The organism is Sphingobium sp. YR768 (assembly GCF_900111125.1).
Classification (GTDB): domain Bacteria; phylum Pseudomonadota; class Alphaproteobacteria; order Sphingomonadales; family Sphingomonadaceae; genus Sphingobium.
Window position 1 is genome coordinate 118,014 of record NZ_FOGE01000001.1, and the last position, 12,514, is coordinate 130,527.

Annotated in this window: 10 protein-coding genes and 1 riboswitch; of the genes, 1 reads left to right on the forward strand and 9 read right to left on the reverse strand. The window is 65.9% G+C overall.

Annotated features, from left to right (window positions below; genetic code table 11):
* The first annotated feature begins 115 nt into the window (after nt 1–115).
* The gene (locus tag BMX92_RS00560) at nt 116–2,107 is read left to right on the forward strand and encodes an ATP-binding protein (RefSeq protein WP_093010425.1); all 1,992 of its coding nucleotides are present in this window, start codon (nt 116–118) and stop codon (nt 2,105–2,107) included.
* Here BMX92_RS00560 and BMX92_RS00565 read toward each other — a convergent pair.
* The 9 genes from BMX92_RS00565 to BMX92_RS00605 all read right to left on the reverse strand — a co-directional run bounded on the left by BMX92_RS00565 (nt 2,064) and on the right by BMX92_RS00605 (nt 12,402).
* Nucleotides 2,064–2,987, reverse strand: coding sequence for a hypothetical protein (locus BMX92_RS00565; RefSeq protein WP_093010427.1), 924 nt, complete (start codon nt 2,985–2,987; stop codon nt 2,064–2,066). The two genes, BMX92_RS00560 and BMX92_RS00565, sit on opposite strands and share 44 nt — an antisense overlap.
* A 102-nt stretch (nt 2,988–3,089) precedes the next feature.
* A complete protein-coding gene (locus BMX92_RS00570) occupies nt 3,090–3,734 on the reverse strand; it encodes a DUF938 domain-containing protein (RefSeq protein WP_093010429.1) in 645 nt (214 codons plus the stop codon).
* Nucleotides 3,731–5,302 (reverse strand): aminomethyl-transferring glycine dehydrogenase subunit GcvPB, encoded by a 1,572-nt coding sequence (gcvPB, locus tag BMX92_RS00575; RefSeq protein WP_093010431.1) that lies wholly within the window; start codon nt 5,300–5,302, stop codon nt 3,731–3,733. The genes BMX92_RS00570 and gcvPB overlap by 4 nt, the downstream gene beginning before the upstream one ends.
* Nucleotides 5,299–6,657, reverse strand: coding sequence for an aminomethyl-transferring glycine dehydrogenase subunit GcvPA (gene gcvPA / locus BMX92_RS00580; RefSeq protein WP_093010434.1), 1,359 nt, complete (start codon nt 6,655–6,657; stop codon nt 5,299–5,301). The genes gcvPB and gcvPA overlap by 4 nt, the downstream gene beginning before the upstream one ends.
* 152 nt (nt 6,658–6,809) lie before the next feature.
* Nucleotides 6,810–7,181, reverse strand: a complete 372-nt coding sequence (gcvH, locus tag BMX92_RS00585) for a glycine cleavage system protein GcvH (RefSeq protein ID WP_093010436.1) — start codon at nt 7,179–7,181, stop codon at nt 6,810–6,812.
* A gap of 67 nt (nt 7,182–7,248) precedes the next feature.
* A complete protein-coding gene (gene gcvT / locus BMX92_RS00590) occupies nt 7,249–8,412 on the reverse strand; it encodes a glycine cleavage system aminomethyltransferase GcvT (protein ID WP_093010438.1) in 1,164 nt (387 codons plus the stop codon).
* A gap of 176 nt (nt 8,413–8,588) precedes the next feature.
* Nucleotides 8,589–8,688: riboswitch (glycine riboswitch) on the reverse strand.
* A 54-nt stretch (nt 8,689–8,742) separates the two neighbouring features.
* Entirely contained in the window at nt 8,743–9,036 is a 294-nt protein-coding gene (locus BMX92_RS00595; protein ID WP_093010440.1) for a hypothetical protein, read from the reverse strand.
* 145 nt (nt 9,037–9,181) lie between these two features.
* Nucleotides 9,182–10,339, reverse strand: a complete 1,158-nt coding sequence (locus BMX92_RS00600; RefSeq protein WP_093010442.1) for a deoxyguanosinetriphosphate triphosphohydrolase — start codon at nt 10,337–10,339, stop codon at nt 9,182–9,184.
* A gap of 146 nt (nt 10,340–10,485) precedes the next feature.
* Nucleotides 10,486–12,402 (reverse strand): tetratricopeptide repeat protein, encoded by a 1,917-nt coding sequence (locus BMX92_RS00605; protein ID WP_093010444.1) that lies wholly within the window; start codon nt 12,400–12,402, stop codon nt 10,486–10,488.
* Nucleotides 12,403–12,514: the final 112 nt, after the last annotated feature.

Below are 12,514 nucleotides of genomic sequence, written 5' to 3' on the forward strand. Positions count from 1 at the left end.
AAACGCCGCCCGACACGCCCGATCGAGCCTGTGGCGCGACGGGGCGCCGGATTATGGCGGAACTTTTCATCATGGATGTTCCGCCCTTAATCTTGTTCGGCTAGTGTAACGGTCGATGGCGGACAATGAACATCTGGATGATCGGGACAGACGCGGGGGCGCCATGGTACGGCGCGCCCTGCCGCTGTTGCTGGCGGCGCTGCTGATCGGGGCGCTGGGCGCGCTGGTCTATACCGCCAGCAATGCGTCCGACGACCACCAGCGCGCGCTGGCGGAACAACAGCGCAGTTTCGAGGTGATCACCCTGGCGCGCGGGTTCGAGGCGCGGACGGCGCGGGCGGAAGTGACGCTGGCCCGCTATGTGATCAGTCTGGACCCGGACACCGGCCGCCTGTTTCAGGACCAGTGGCGCGGCGCGGCGAGCCAGTTGAAGGCGCTGACCTATGCCACGCGCGGATCGGGATGGCAGCGCGGCAATGTGGCGGCGCTGCACTATGCCTTCATAGCGCGCGGCAAAACGCTGAACGAGATCGGCCTGCGCACCACCTATGACCAGAAGATGGGGGCTCTGGCGCGCTTCCATCAGGCGGGCAAGTCGCAGGATCTGCGGCGCATCACCGCGCTGCTCGATCTGGTGATCACGGCCGAGAATCAGCGGCTGCGCGAACGCAGTCTGGCGGTGACGCTGGCGGGCGACCGCAGCGCCTGGGTGGGCAAGACGTCGCAACTGGTCGGGCTGGCGCTGCTGGTGTGCATCCTGTTCGCCGCATGGTTCGCCAACATGGCCTATCGCGAGCGCCGCCATGCGCGGCGACAGGCGGAATTGGAGGGCGAGCGCGCCGACCGGCTGGAGGACGCGGTGCGCGCGCGAACGGCCGAACTGTCCGAAGCCTATGAGCAGGTGAAGCGGGAATCGACCGAGCGGCTGGCGGCGGAGGACAATCTGCGCCAGATGCAGAAAATGGATGCGGTCGGCCAGCTGACCGGCGGCATCGCGCATGATTTCAACAATATGCTGGCGGTGGTCGTCGGCGGGCTGGAACTGGCCAAGCGCAAGCTGCACCTGAAGCCCGAGGAGGCGGTGCGCCATCTGGACAATGCGATGGATGGGGCCAATCGGGCGTCGGCGCTGACCCGGCGGTTGCTGGCCTTTGCCCGGTCCGAGCCGCTGCTGCCCAGCGCGGTCGACCCCGACGCGCTGCTGTCAGGCATGGCCGACCTGATCGACCGCACCATCGGCGACCAGATCACCGTCGGCTTCGCGCAGGAGGCGCAGGGCTGGCGCATCTTCGTCGACCAGCATCAGATGGAAAATGCGATCCTGAACCTCTGCGTCAATGCCCGCGATGCGATGGAGGGCCGCGGACGGCTGATGCTGGCGACCGGGCAGGTCCGGCTGAAGGCGGGCGAGATCGGCGAATGCGCGGCGGGCGACTATATTGCGCTCAGCGTCACCGACGATGGATGCGGCATGACGCCCGAAGTGCTGGCGCGGGTGTTCGAGCCCTTCTTCACCACCAAGCCGGTGGGCAAGGGCACCGGGCTGGGCCTCAGCCAGATATTCGGCTTCGTGCGCCAGAGCGAAGGCGAGATCCGGATCGAATCCGAACCGGGCAAGGGCAGCAGCGTGCATATCTATTTGCCGCGCTCGATAGAGGCGGTGACGGGCGACCCGGCCGAGGCGATCGCCTTTGCGCGCGCGCCGGTGGAACAGCCGCCGACCCGAATCCTGGTGGTGGAGGATGATCCGCGCGTGCTGAACCAGACGATGGCGGCACTGGCGGAACTGGGCCATTTGCCGATCGCCTGCGACCATCCGGCCAAGGCCGCCAAGCTGCTGGCGCATAATGGCGACATCGGCCTGATCATCAGCGACGTACTGATGCCCGAAATGACCGGGCCGGAAATGGTGAAGGCCCTGCCCGCGCGGTTCCGCCATCTGCCGGTGCTGTTCGTCACTGGCTATGCCGGCGACACCAACGACAGCGCCGATTTCGAAGGGCATGCGGTGCTGCGCAAACCCTATACGCTGGCGGCGCTGGGACAGGCGTTGAGCCAGACGCTCAGCGAATCGCGCCACCCCGGAACAGCCGCGGCAGCAGAGTGACCGCGCCCAGCAGCGGCCAGCGCCGTTGCCAGGGCTTGATCTCTATCTGCGTGCCGGCATGGCGGTTGATCTTCCACGCCAGATAATCGATCCCGCCGGCATAAGTGAAGCTGGCCTTGGCGAGGCGGATCACCGACAGGCGCTTGCCGCGCCGCTGAAGTTGGCGCCAAAGCGCAGACGCTGAAGCAGGCGACATGGCGTTTGCCACCTCACCGCCCGGACCTACACGTCGACGCTCTGCAATTGTCGCAAGAGCTGCTCGACCGAATTGCTCATAACGATCGGGATCAACATCCACGATCGAAACTGAACGCCCCTTCTTCTCGGCCCGCAACTCAGCATTGTAGGTCAAGGTGAAGCCCGCCTTCCAAATGTCCAGCAACGTGCAGTCCACATCGATCGGCAACATGGGCATCGTGAGATCGAACAAGGTCGGCGCGGCCTGCGCCACGGCGGCGACGGTGCGCTGCCGGGCGAGATCGTCCGACGCCCAGAGCAGGCGCGATGGCTGGGCAAAGCGCGCCCAGACCGAGACATTGTCCGCCTCCACGCTGTTCAGCCGCGCGAAGTCGGCTTCGGACAGGACCGCATATTTGGCGATCAGGCCATTATGTTCGAACGGGAAGACATTGGGCGGGATCAACCGGTTGGCGCGAGCCAGCCAGCTTTTGCCATAGGCGGCCGGATAGTCCGACACGATCAGGTAGAAATCGAGCATCAGCCCGTCGAGATTGGCCTCCCGCAGGCAGGAGCCGTAGAAGAGCACGGCGCGGGCCGCATCGGGATATTTCGCGGCAAGCGCGCCGGCCATTGCGGCCGCGCGCGGATCGGCCGGGGCGGCGAGTTCGGCAGTGACGAGGGGGAGGAGGTGGTTGGGCATGGGACTGCTATATAGAGGCGCTCCTGCGAAAGCAGGAGCCCAGGGTCGAACGACGTGCGCTGACGCCCCAGGCTCCTGCTTTCGCAGGAGCACGTCGCTCTTTCAAGTGCGCCGCCGGAACAGGAGCGACAGATTGTTGGCGGGCATTTCGATCCGTTTTTCGAACGCCAGTCCCTCTGCCTTTGCCGCCGCGATCACATCCTCCACGGCTCGCAGGCCCCAGTGCGGGTCGCGGCTCTTGAGCGAGGCGTCGAAGGCGAGGTTGCTGGGCGCGGTTTCCACGCCGTCGCTTGTGTAGGGACCGTAGAGATAGAGCAGACCGCCGGGGGGCAGCGCGGCCCCTGCCCCTTTCAGCAAGCCGAGCGTGGCTTCCCACGGCGATATATGGATCATGTTGATACAGAGGATCGCATCGGCTTGCGCAATCGGCCAGCCGGCGCTGGCGTCCAGTTGGATCGGCGGGCGGAGATTGGGGAGATTCGCTTCGGCGCGCCATGCGGCGATCGAGGCGAGCGCGGCCGGATCGGGATCTGTCGGTTGCCAGTCAAGTTTGGGGAAAGCGGCGGCGAAATGGACGGCATGTTCGCCGCTGCCGCTCGCCACCTCTAATATGAGGCCGGAGGACGGCAGGACTTCGCGCAGGACATCCGCGATCGCGTCACGGTTGCGCTGCGTCGCGGGGGCGTATCGCTTGCCCGCGACGGCAGGGCCGGAACCCGGTTGCCAGGGTTCCGGCCTTTCCGTCATTCGGCGGCCTGCGCCAGCGCGGGCTCGGTCCAGGTGAGGACCGGCTTGCGGGCGGCCAGCGTCTCATCGAGGCGACGGCGCGGGGCGTGGTACGGCGCGCCCTTGAGTAGCTCGTCGCCCGCCTTGGCCCGTTCGGCGAGGCTGCGCAGCGCCATGATGAACTGGTCGAGCGCGGCCTTGCTTTCCGTCTCGGTCGGTTCGACCAGCATCGCCCCATGGACGACCAGCGGGAAATACATGGTCATCGGGTGGAAGCCCTCGTCGATCAGGCCCTTGGCGATGTCGAGCGTGGTGAAGCCTTCGGCGAGGCCCTTATCACTGAACAGCGCTTCGTGCATGCACGGACCGCTGGGGCCGAACGGCGCGTCGAGCACGTCGTCGAGACTGCGCAGGATATAGTTGGCGTTCAGCACCGCATCGCTCGCGACCTGACGCAGGCCATCCGCGCCGTGGCTGAGGATATAGGTCAGCGCGCGGGTGAACATGCCCATCTGGCCATGGAAGGCGACCATGCGGCCGAAGGTCTGGGCGTGGTGATCCTCCGCCGTTTCTTCTTCGACCAGCACGAATTTGTCGCCCTGCTTTTCCACGAAGGGCAGCGGGGCGAAGGGCGTGAGCGCTTCGGACAGCACGACCGGACCCGAACCCGGACCACCGCCGCCATGGGGGGTGGAGAAGGTCTTATGCAGGTTGATGTGCATCGCGTCGACGCCCAGGTCGCCGGGGCGGACCCGGCCGACAATGGCGTTGAAGTTCGCGCCGTCGCAATAGACGAAGGCTCCGGCGGCATGGACCGCGTCGGAGATGGTCTTCATGTCGCGTTCGAACAGGCCGCAGGTGTTGGGGTTGGTGATCATCACCGCCGCAACGTCCGGACCCAGGCGGGCCTTCAGAGCTTCGAGGTCCACGCGGCCTTCGGCGGTCGCGGGGATATCCTCCACCTTATAGCCGCAGAAGGCGGCGGTGGCGGGGTTGGTGCCATGGGCGCTTTCGGGCACAAGCACGACGCTGCGGGCGTCGCCACGGGCTTCGAGCGCGGCGCGGATCGCCAACAGACCGCACAGTTCGCCATGGGCGCCCGCCTTGGGCGACATGGCGACCGAGTGCATGCCGGTCAGCGTCACCAGCCAGGCGGCCAGTTCATGGATGACGGCCAGCGCGCCCTGCACCGTCGACTGCGGCTGGAGCGGGTGGATATCGGCGAAACCGGGCATCCGCGCGACCTTTTCATTGAGGCGCGGGTTATGCTTCATCGTGCAGCTGCCGAGCGGGAACAGGCCAAGGTCGATGGCGTAGTTCTGGCGCGACAGGCGGGTGTAGTGACGCACCGTTTCCTGTTCCGACAGGCCGGGCAGGCCGAGGCTGTCGGTGCGGGCGAGCGAGCCGAGGCGGCTTGCCACCTTGGGTGCTTCGGCGAAATCGACGCCGGTGGTGTCGGTCGAGCCGATCTCGAAGATCAGCTTTTCCTCCAGCATCAGCGCGCGGTTGCCGGTGGCGGTTGCGGGGGCCATATGCGCGTCCTCGACGGCTTGCGGGGTGGTCGGGCGACCTTCCTTGAGCATGCTCATGCCAGTTCCTCCTCAAGCGCTGCGGCAAGGATTTCGATGTCCTCCGGCGTGACGGTTTCGGTCACCGCGACGACCAGGCCGTTGCCGATGGCCGGCGCGTCCGGGAACAGGCGGCCGAGCGAGACGCCGGCAAGAATGCCCCTGTCGGCGAGGGTGCGGACGACGTCGCGCGCATCCTTGGTCAGGACCAGCGTGAATTCGTTGAAGAAGCTGTCATTGAGCAGCGTGACGCCCGGCACCTTGGCGAGGCGATCAGCAGCCTGCACGGCGAGGCCGTGATTCAGGGTCGCCAGTTCGCGCAGGCCCCGTTCGCCCAGCAGGGTCATGTGGATGCTGAAGGCCAGCGCGCAGAGGCCGGAGTTGGTGCAGATGTTCGACGTGGCTTTCTCACGGCGGATATGCTGCTCTCGGGTGGAGAGCGTCAGCACGAAACCGCGCTTGCCCGCCGCATCGACGGTTTCACCGCACAGGCGGCCCGGCATCTGGCGCACATATTTCTGCTTGCAGCCGAACAGGCCGAGATAGGGGCCGCCGAACTGGAGGCCGACGCCGATCGACTGGCCTTCGCCAACGACGATGTCCGCGCCCATATGGCCCGGCGCCTTGATCGCGCCCAGTGCAACCGGCTCGGTGACGACCGCGACCAACAGCGCGCCGGCCGCATGAGCGGCGTCAGCCAGCGGGGTCAGGTCGGCGATGCGGCCGAGAATATCGGGATATTGGACGACGACGCAGGATGTATCCTTGTCGATCGAGGCGATCAGCGCGTCGATGTCGGTCGCAGCGTCCAGCGTCGGCGCTTCATGCACCAGCGCGTCGCCGGTGAATTTCGCCATGGTGTTGGCGACCGAAACATAATGGGGATGCAGGCCGGACGAGAGCAGAGCCTTGCCGCGCTTGGTGATTCGGCGGGCCATGCCGATCGCTTCCCAGCAGGCGGTCGAGCCGTCATACATGGAGGCGTTGGCGACATCGACGCCCAGCAGACGGGCGACCTGCGTCTGGAATTCGAACAGCACCTGGAGCGTGCCCTGCGCGATTTCCGGCTGATAGGGCGTGTAGGCGGTCAGGAACTCGCCGCGCTGGATCAGATGATCGACGCTGGCAGGGACATGATGTTTGTAGGCGCCGGCGCCCAGGAAGAAAGGTGCCTCCCCTGCCGACAGATTTTTCCGCGCGAGCGCGCCCATGTGGCGCTCGACCGCCAGTTCGCTGGCATGATCGGGCAGACCGGCGATGGTGCCGGTCAGGCGGGCCTCTGCGGGCACGTCCACGAACAGGTCGTCGATGGACGACGCGCCGATGACGGACAGCATGTCCTGCCGGTCGGTGTCGGTAAGGGGTAGGTAGCGCATTTCCAAAAACTCCCCCCTCCCTTTCAAGGGAGGGGCCGGGGGTGGGTCGCGAGCGGAGCGAGCGCTGCTCCGTGGCGATAGGGCGGACGCTCCCTGCGGTCGCGACCCACCCCTTCCCCCTCCCTTGAAAGGGAGGGGCTTATTTTTGTTGCTTAGAGGCTCGCCACGAACTTCTTGTAGGCGGCTTCGGTCATCAGGCCGTCCAGCTCGCTGGTGTCGGCGATGCGCAGCTTGAAGAACCAGCCATCTTCCTCGGCATCGCTGTTGACCAGCGCGGGTTCGTCTTCCAGCGCGCCGTTGGCTTCAACGACTTCGCCGGAGATCGGCGCATAGACGTCGGACGCGGCCTTGACCGATTCCACGACGGCGGCGTCGTCGCCCTTTTCGAAGGTCGTGCCTTCGGCAGGCAGTTCGACGAACACGATGTCGCCCAGCTGTTCCTGCGCATAATCAGTGATGCCGACGGTGGCGATTTCGCCCTCTACGTCGATCCATTCATGTTCGTCGGTGAAATAACGGCTCATTTTCTACTCCCCAGAAGTGATTTGCTTGAAAATCACGACCACCAAAAAGGTCAAAAAATATGCAGACTCAGGCCTTGCGGCGATAACGATGCGGAACGAACGGCATCGGCGCAACCACCGCGGCGATGCGCTTGCCACGCACTTCGATTTCCAGCGCGGTCCCTTCCGCGCTGTCGGGCAGGCTGACCCAGCCCATGGCGATCGGCGCGCCGACGCTGGGCGCGAAGCCGCCCGATGTGACTTCGCCGACCTCGATCGCGCCGGAGAAGATTTTCGCACCTTCGCGGGCGGGCAGACGGCCTTCGATCTTGAGGCCCACGCGCTTGGCGCCGGGACCATCAGCCAGTTCCTTCATCACGCGGGCATGGCCAATGAAACCGCCCTCTTCCCGACGGCGCTTCTGGATCGCGAAGCCCAGGTCCGCGCCGATCGTGCTGACCGCGGGCGACAGATCATGGCCATAGAGCGGCAAGCCAGCCTCCAGACGCAGCGAGTCGCGCGCGCCAAGGCCGATCGGCTTGACCTGCGGCAATTCGCACAGCGCATCGGCCAGCAGGGTCACATCCTCGGCGGGGATGCTGATTTCAAAGCCGTCCTCGCCGGTATAGCCCGAACGGCTGATCCACAGCGGAACGCCGCGCCAGACGAACGGGCCGGACTGCATGAAGAGAAGATCGGCGGTTTGCGGGATGAGGGTCGCCAGCGCTTCGCCCGCTTCGGGCCCTTGCAGCGCCAGCAGCGCCTGATCGGCCATGTGATTCATCACGACTTCGTCGGGCAGATAGTCGATCATCCAGCCGATATCGTCATATTTGGTCGCGCCGTTGACGACCATGTAGATCGCCGCGCCGTCAAAGGCGGGTTCACCTTTTTCATTGGGGCCGAGGCGCGAGACCATCAGGTCGTCCAGGATGCCGCCTTCGTCGTTCAGCAGCATCGAATAACGCTGACGGAAAGGCTTCAGCCCCTTGATATCGCTGGGCAGGATATGTTCGAGCGCCTCATCCACGCCTTCGCCCGAAAATGTGAGCTGGCCCATATGGCTGACATCGAACAGGCCGGCATGTTCGCGGGTCCAGCTATGTTCGGCCATGATGCCTTCATACTGGATCGGCATATGATAGCCGGCAAAGCCGACCATGCGCGCGCCCTTCGCACGATGCCAGGCGTCGAGCGGGAGCGCTTCGAGCGGCAGGTCTTCGAAATGGGTGGCGTCTTCATTGCCGGACATGATGCGGCCTTTCCGTGCAGGAGGTGGTAGCGACAGCATAGACAGGCCCGGAGTCGGACCTGTGACATCTGCCACCCCCTCTGTCACGGAACCTGAGAGCTTTGACCAGCGGCCGTGCGGCCACATGGCTTACCCCTTCGGTGGGACGGAAATCCGTCCGCTTTCCAGAGTGCCTTGCGCGCGATGCGGTCCTTTAACCTGAGAGATTCCGGGGCGGTTGCTCCTTCGGTGACGGGGTGGCCTCAAAGGCTTCCCATGCTCTCCCGCATCGTGCCCGACGAACGAATCCGCCGGAGACACTTTGTGCATTGCGTCAAAGGACGGGGCGCGTCAATCGCCTGCTTGTTCTTCTTTTGCCAGACGCCGGGCCATGGCGAGCGCCGCCGTGCGGCAGGCGGCCAGTTCGCTGTCCGCCTCTACATTGTCGAGCTGGACGGAAGCAAAGCTACCCTCCCCTTCGAACAGCGCCAGAAAGCGTTCGACGCCAGCATAGTTGGAGTCCGCGACGGTGCGATGGATAAGCACAATCCGGTCCGCCCAGAGGCGGTTGTCCTGCGCCCGGAGCAGGCGGGCAAGATCGTCAAGCTGGGCGGCGAAGGCCGCGATCTGGGGATGGAGTGTCATGCCGATGGGCTATCGCGAGGCACGAGGCGCGACAAGAAGCGGGGTGGGAACGGATCGTTTCCGCCTGACGCCCTCCCCGTGTTCCTGCGAAGGCAGGAACCCAGTTCTGCCGTCTCAACTGGGCTCCTGCCTTCGCAGGAGCACGTCACACCCCGGCCACAACCCCGCAAATTTCCGCGTGGCGCTTTTCGGCATAGCGGTCGGTCATGCCGGCGATGAAGTCGGCGATGTGGCGGCTGCGGGTCGGTTCTTCCAGCGCACAATCGTCGCGCCATTCGGGCGGCATCAGATGCGGGTCGGCCTGATAGGCGCGGAACAGATCGGTGACGATGATGCGCGCACGATCAGCCGCCGCAAGCTGTTCGGGGTGGTGATAGAGGGTCGCGTACATGAAGCGCTTGAGGTCGCGCTCCTGCTGCTCCAGTTCGGGCGAGAAGGTGACGAGAGTGCGGCCGAGCGCGCGGACATCCTCCACCGTTTCAACGCGCGATTCCGCGATATTGCGGCGGGTGGACTCGATCAGGTCATTGGCCATGACGCCAATCTGTTCCCGCACCAGTTCGCGCAGCAGCCGATCCTGCGGCACATCGGGATAGCGGGCGCGCACCCGGTCCCAGCAGGTGCGGACCAGCGGCACTTCGAGCAACTGGTCGAGCGTCAGCAATCCGGCGCGCAGCCCATCGTCAATGTCGTGATTGTCATAGGCGATATCGTCCGAAATCGCGGCCAGTTGCGCCTCCAGCGAGGCGTGGCTGGCAAGGTCCAGCGGGAACAGCGCGTCCAGTTCGCGCATCGCCCAGCCGGGATGGTCGATCGGGCCATTATGCTTGGCCAGCCCCTCCAGCATTTCCCAGCTGAGGTTGAGGCCCCGGAAACGCGGATAGGGGCTTTCCAGCAGCATCAGCGTGCGCAGCGTATGGGCGTTATGATCGAAGCCGCCATGCGCCTCCAGCGCGCTTTCCAGCGCATCCTCCCCCGCATGGCCGAAGGGCGGATGGCCGATATCATGCGCAAGGCAGAGCGCTTCGGTCAGGTCTTCGTTGAGGCTCAGCGTGCGCGCGGTGGTGCGGCCGATCTGCGCGACTTCCAGACTATGGGTCAGGCGGACGCGGAAATGATCGCCATCGGGCGAGACGAAGACCTGCGTCTTGTGGCGCAAGCGGCGGAAGGCGATCGAGTGGATGATGCGATCCCGGTCGCGCTGAAACACATCGCGCGGCCCGCGCATCTCGCCCCCCGCCTCGGCATGGAGGCGGCCACGGCTGGCGGAAGGATGGCAGGCATAGGAAGCGAGCGTCGTCATGGGACGGCTCCTAGACCATTATCGTGCGGGTTTGAACGGATAGTGCGGCGCGATTGCATTATTTGGGTGGAGAGCAGGCTGACGGCTTTTAACCCTCTCCCGTGAAGACGGGAGAGGGCAAAAAAAGCCGCATTCACAGGCCCGCATCACTGCCCCGCCAGTTGCTCCACGACTTCGCCGGCGTCGCTCTTCCAGGCGAAGACGTCGGCGCCTTCCTTTTTCAGGTTGGTTTCCAGTTCCTTGGCGCGGGTGAAGCTGGCAAAGGGGCCGACGAGCAGGCGGTTGGTGCGGCCCCAGCTGGCGCTCCAGCCGTCCTGACGCGACAGGATCGTGTATTTCTTGCGCAGGCCCTTCATGGTGAAGCCCAGCGCGGACTTGCTCTGGCCGACGCCGACCTGAAGCCAGTTGCGCGAGGGATTGGCGGCAAGGCGCTTCTTTTCCTCTGCTTCGGCCTTTGCCTTGGCGTCAGCCTCCGCCTTGGCCTTGGCGGCGGCGTCCTTCTTGGCCTTGTCGGCGGCGGCGCGGGCCGTTTGTTGCCGTTCGAGGCGGCGCTGCGCCTGAATCGCGGCGACCTCGTCCAGATCGACGGCGGCCACGCTTGCCTGCCGTTCGGCATCGGGCACGTCGATGGCGTGGATGATCTGCGCCAGCGTGCGGGTCGCCTCCGGATCGGGCTGGGGCGTTGCGGCGGGTGCAGGCGGCGGCGGGGGCGCCGGTTCGGAGGCTGTCGACGGCGTGGAGGGCTCGGGCTGGGCCGACGGGGTCGATGCCTGGGCCAGCGTGATCGCGTTGAGCTGGCTGCCGGTCGACGCGGCCGGGGGCGTCGGCTGGGCGGGACGATCGATCGAGTCGAAGCCGGGCGAAGGCGGCCCCTGCACGCCTGTAGCGGATGGCGTGGCCGCCTGACGGACGGGCGGCGTCTGGCTGGAGGAGGCCGCCGAAGAGGTAGAGGGCAGCGGCTGGACCTGCGGCGATTGCGGCCTGGGTTCGGGCGGCAGCGACTGGACCTGTGCAAGCTGGGTCGGCGCAGGGGGAACGGGTTGCGGCCGGGTCGGCTGCGCGGCCTGCGGTTGCGGCACGGTTGCCGTTTGCGACGCCACAGCGGTTGGCTGGCGAGCAGCGGTGCGGGCGCGCGCGGCTTCGGCGCGGGCGAGACGGGCCGCCTCGCGCTGCTGGCGGCGCTGTTCGGCGCGGCTGACGGGCTTGGGCTTGGGCGTCGGCGTTGCGGCGGCGACCGCGACCGGCGCCTTGGTGAGCGTCACGCCCGGCGCGGGGGGCGTCGGGATGATGGTGGCGATGGTCGTGCCGGTCTGCTGCGGGAAATGGCCGAAATGCACCGCTGCGGCTTTCTGCGCGGCGGTGAGATAGGGCATTTTCTGCATATAGGGGATGATGGCCGTGGCCAGTTGCGCCGGCATCGTCTGGTCGGCGACCTTCTTCGCGTCCGCCTGCCGGTTGTTCATCGCCAAAATGAACGCGCGATAGCGCCAGGCGGCCCGGTCGCTCTTGTAGAGCAGCGGGTCCAATATCTTTTCCGCCGCATCGACCTGCCCGGAAATGCCGAGCGAGGCGGCATAGCGGCGAACCAGTTCCTCATCATTGGGGGTACGCTGGAGCGCGGCATAATAATCGCGTTGCGCCCCGGCCTGATCGCCGGTCATGTCCTTCGCAAGGCCCCGGTCGGACAATATGGTCGTGTCGGGATAGCCCAGCCGCCCGGCCTGATCGAACAGGCGCACCGCCTCGGTCGGGTTCTGGGTCTTGAGCATGACGCGGGCCAGACCCGCCTTGATCCGGCCATTCCCGCTGGCGATCGCATCGGCGCGGGCGAAGAAACCGGCGGCGGCGCGGGCATCGTCCAGCGCCAGCGCGGCCTCTCCTGCCCCGATCAACGCATCCACATCGCGCGGGTTGGCCGCCAGCCGGGCGAGATGGGCGTTCAGGTCAGCCGCATCTGGCGGGCGGACCAGCGCCGCTTGATCGGATTGGGCAAGAGCATTGGGTGCCGATGCGGTTCCCGCCAGAAGCAGGCCGCCGATGATCCAGGAGGAAGCGTTTTTCACGTCGGGGCCTTAGCCGATGACAGGGTGAATGGGAAATTAGCGCAACAAAAAAGCGCGCCGGATCGCCCCAGAGGACAGACGGCGCGCTTTCACAAAGGTCACGGCGCGACGA

Excerpts from the sequence above, each read along its gene's own strand:
- BMX92_RS00560 (WP_093010425.1), top strand. The coding sequence starts at position 116 with ATGGCGGACAATGAACATCTGGATGATCGGGACAGACGCGGGGGCGCC.
- BMX92_RS00565 (WP_093010427.1), bottom strand. The coding sequence starts at position 2,987 with ATGCCCAACCACCTCCTCCCCCTCGTCACTGCCGAACTCGCCGCCCCG.
- BMX92_RS00570 (WP_093010429.1), bottom strand. The coding sequence starts at position 3,734 with ATGACGGAAAGGCCGGAACCCTGGCAACCGGGTTCCGGCCCTGCCGTC.
- gcvPB (WP_093010431.1), bottom strand. The coding sequence starts at position 5,302 with ATGAGCATGCTCAAGGAAGGTCGCCCGACCACCCCGCAAGCCGTCGAG.
- gcvPA (WP_093010434.1), bottom strand. The coding sequence starts at position 6,657 with ATGCGCTACCTACCCCTTACCGACACCGACCGGCAGGACATGCTGTCC.
- gcvH (WP_093010436.1), bottom strand. The coding sequence starts at position 7,181 with ATGAGCCGTTATTTCACCGACGAACATGAATGGATCGACGTAGAGGGC.
- gcvT (WP_093010438.1), bottom strand. The coding sequence starts at position 8,412 with ATGTCCGGCAATGAAGACGCCACCCATTTCGAAGACCTGCCGCTCGAA.
- BMX92_RS00595 (WP_093010440.1), bottom strand. The coding sequence starts at position 9,036 with ATGACACTCCATCCCCAGATCGCGGCCTTCGCCGCCCAGCTTGACGAT.
- BMX92_RS00600 (WP_093010442.1), bottom strand. The coding sequence starts at position 10,339 with ATGACGACGCTCGCTTCCTATGCCTGCCATCCTTCCGCCAGCCGTGGC.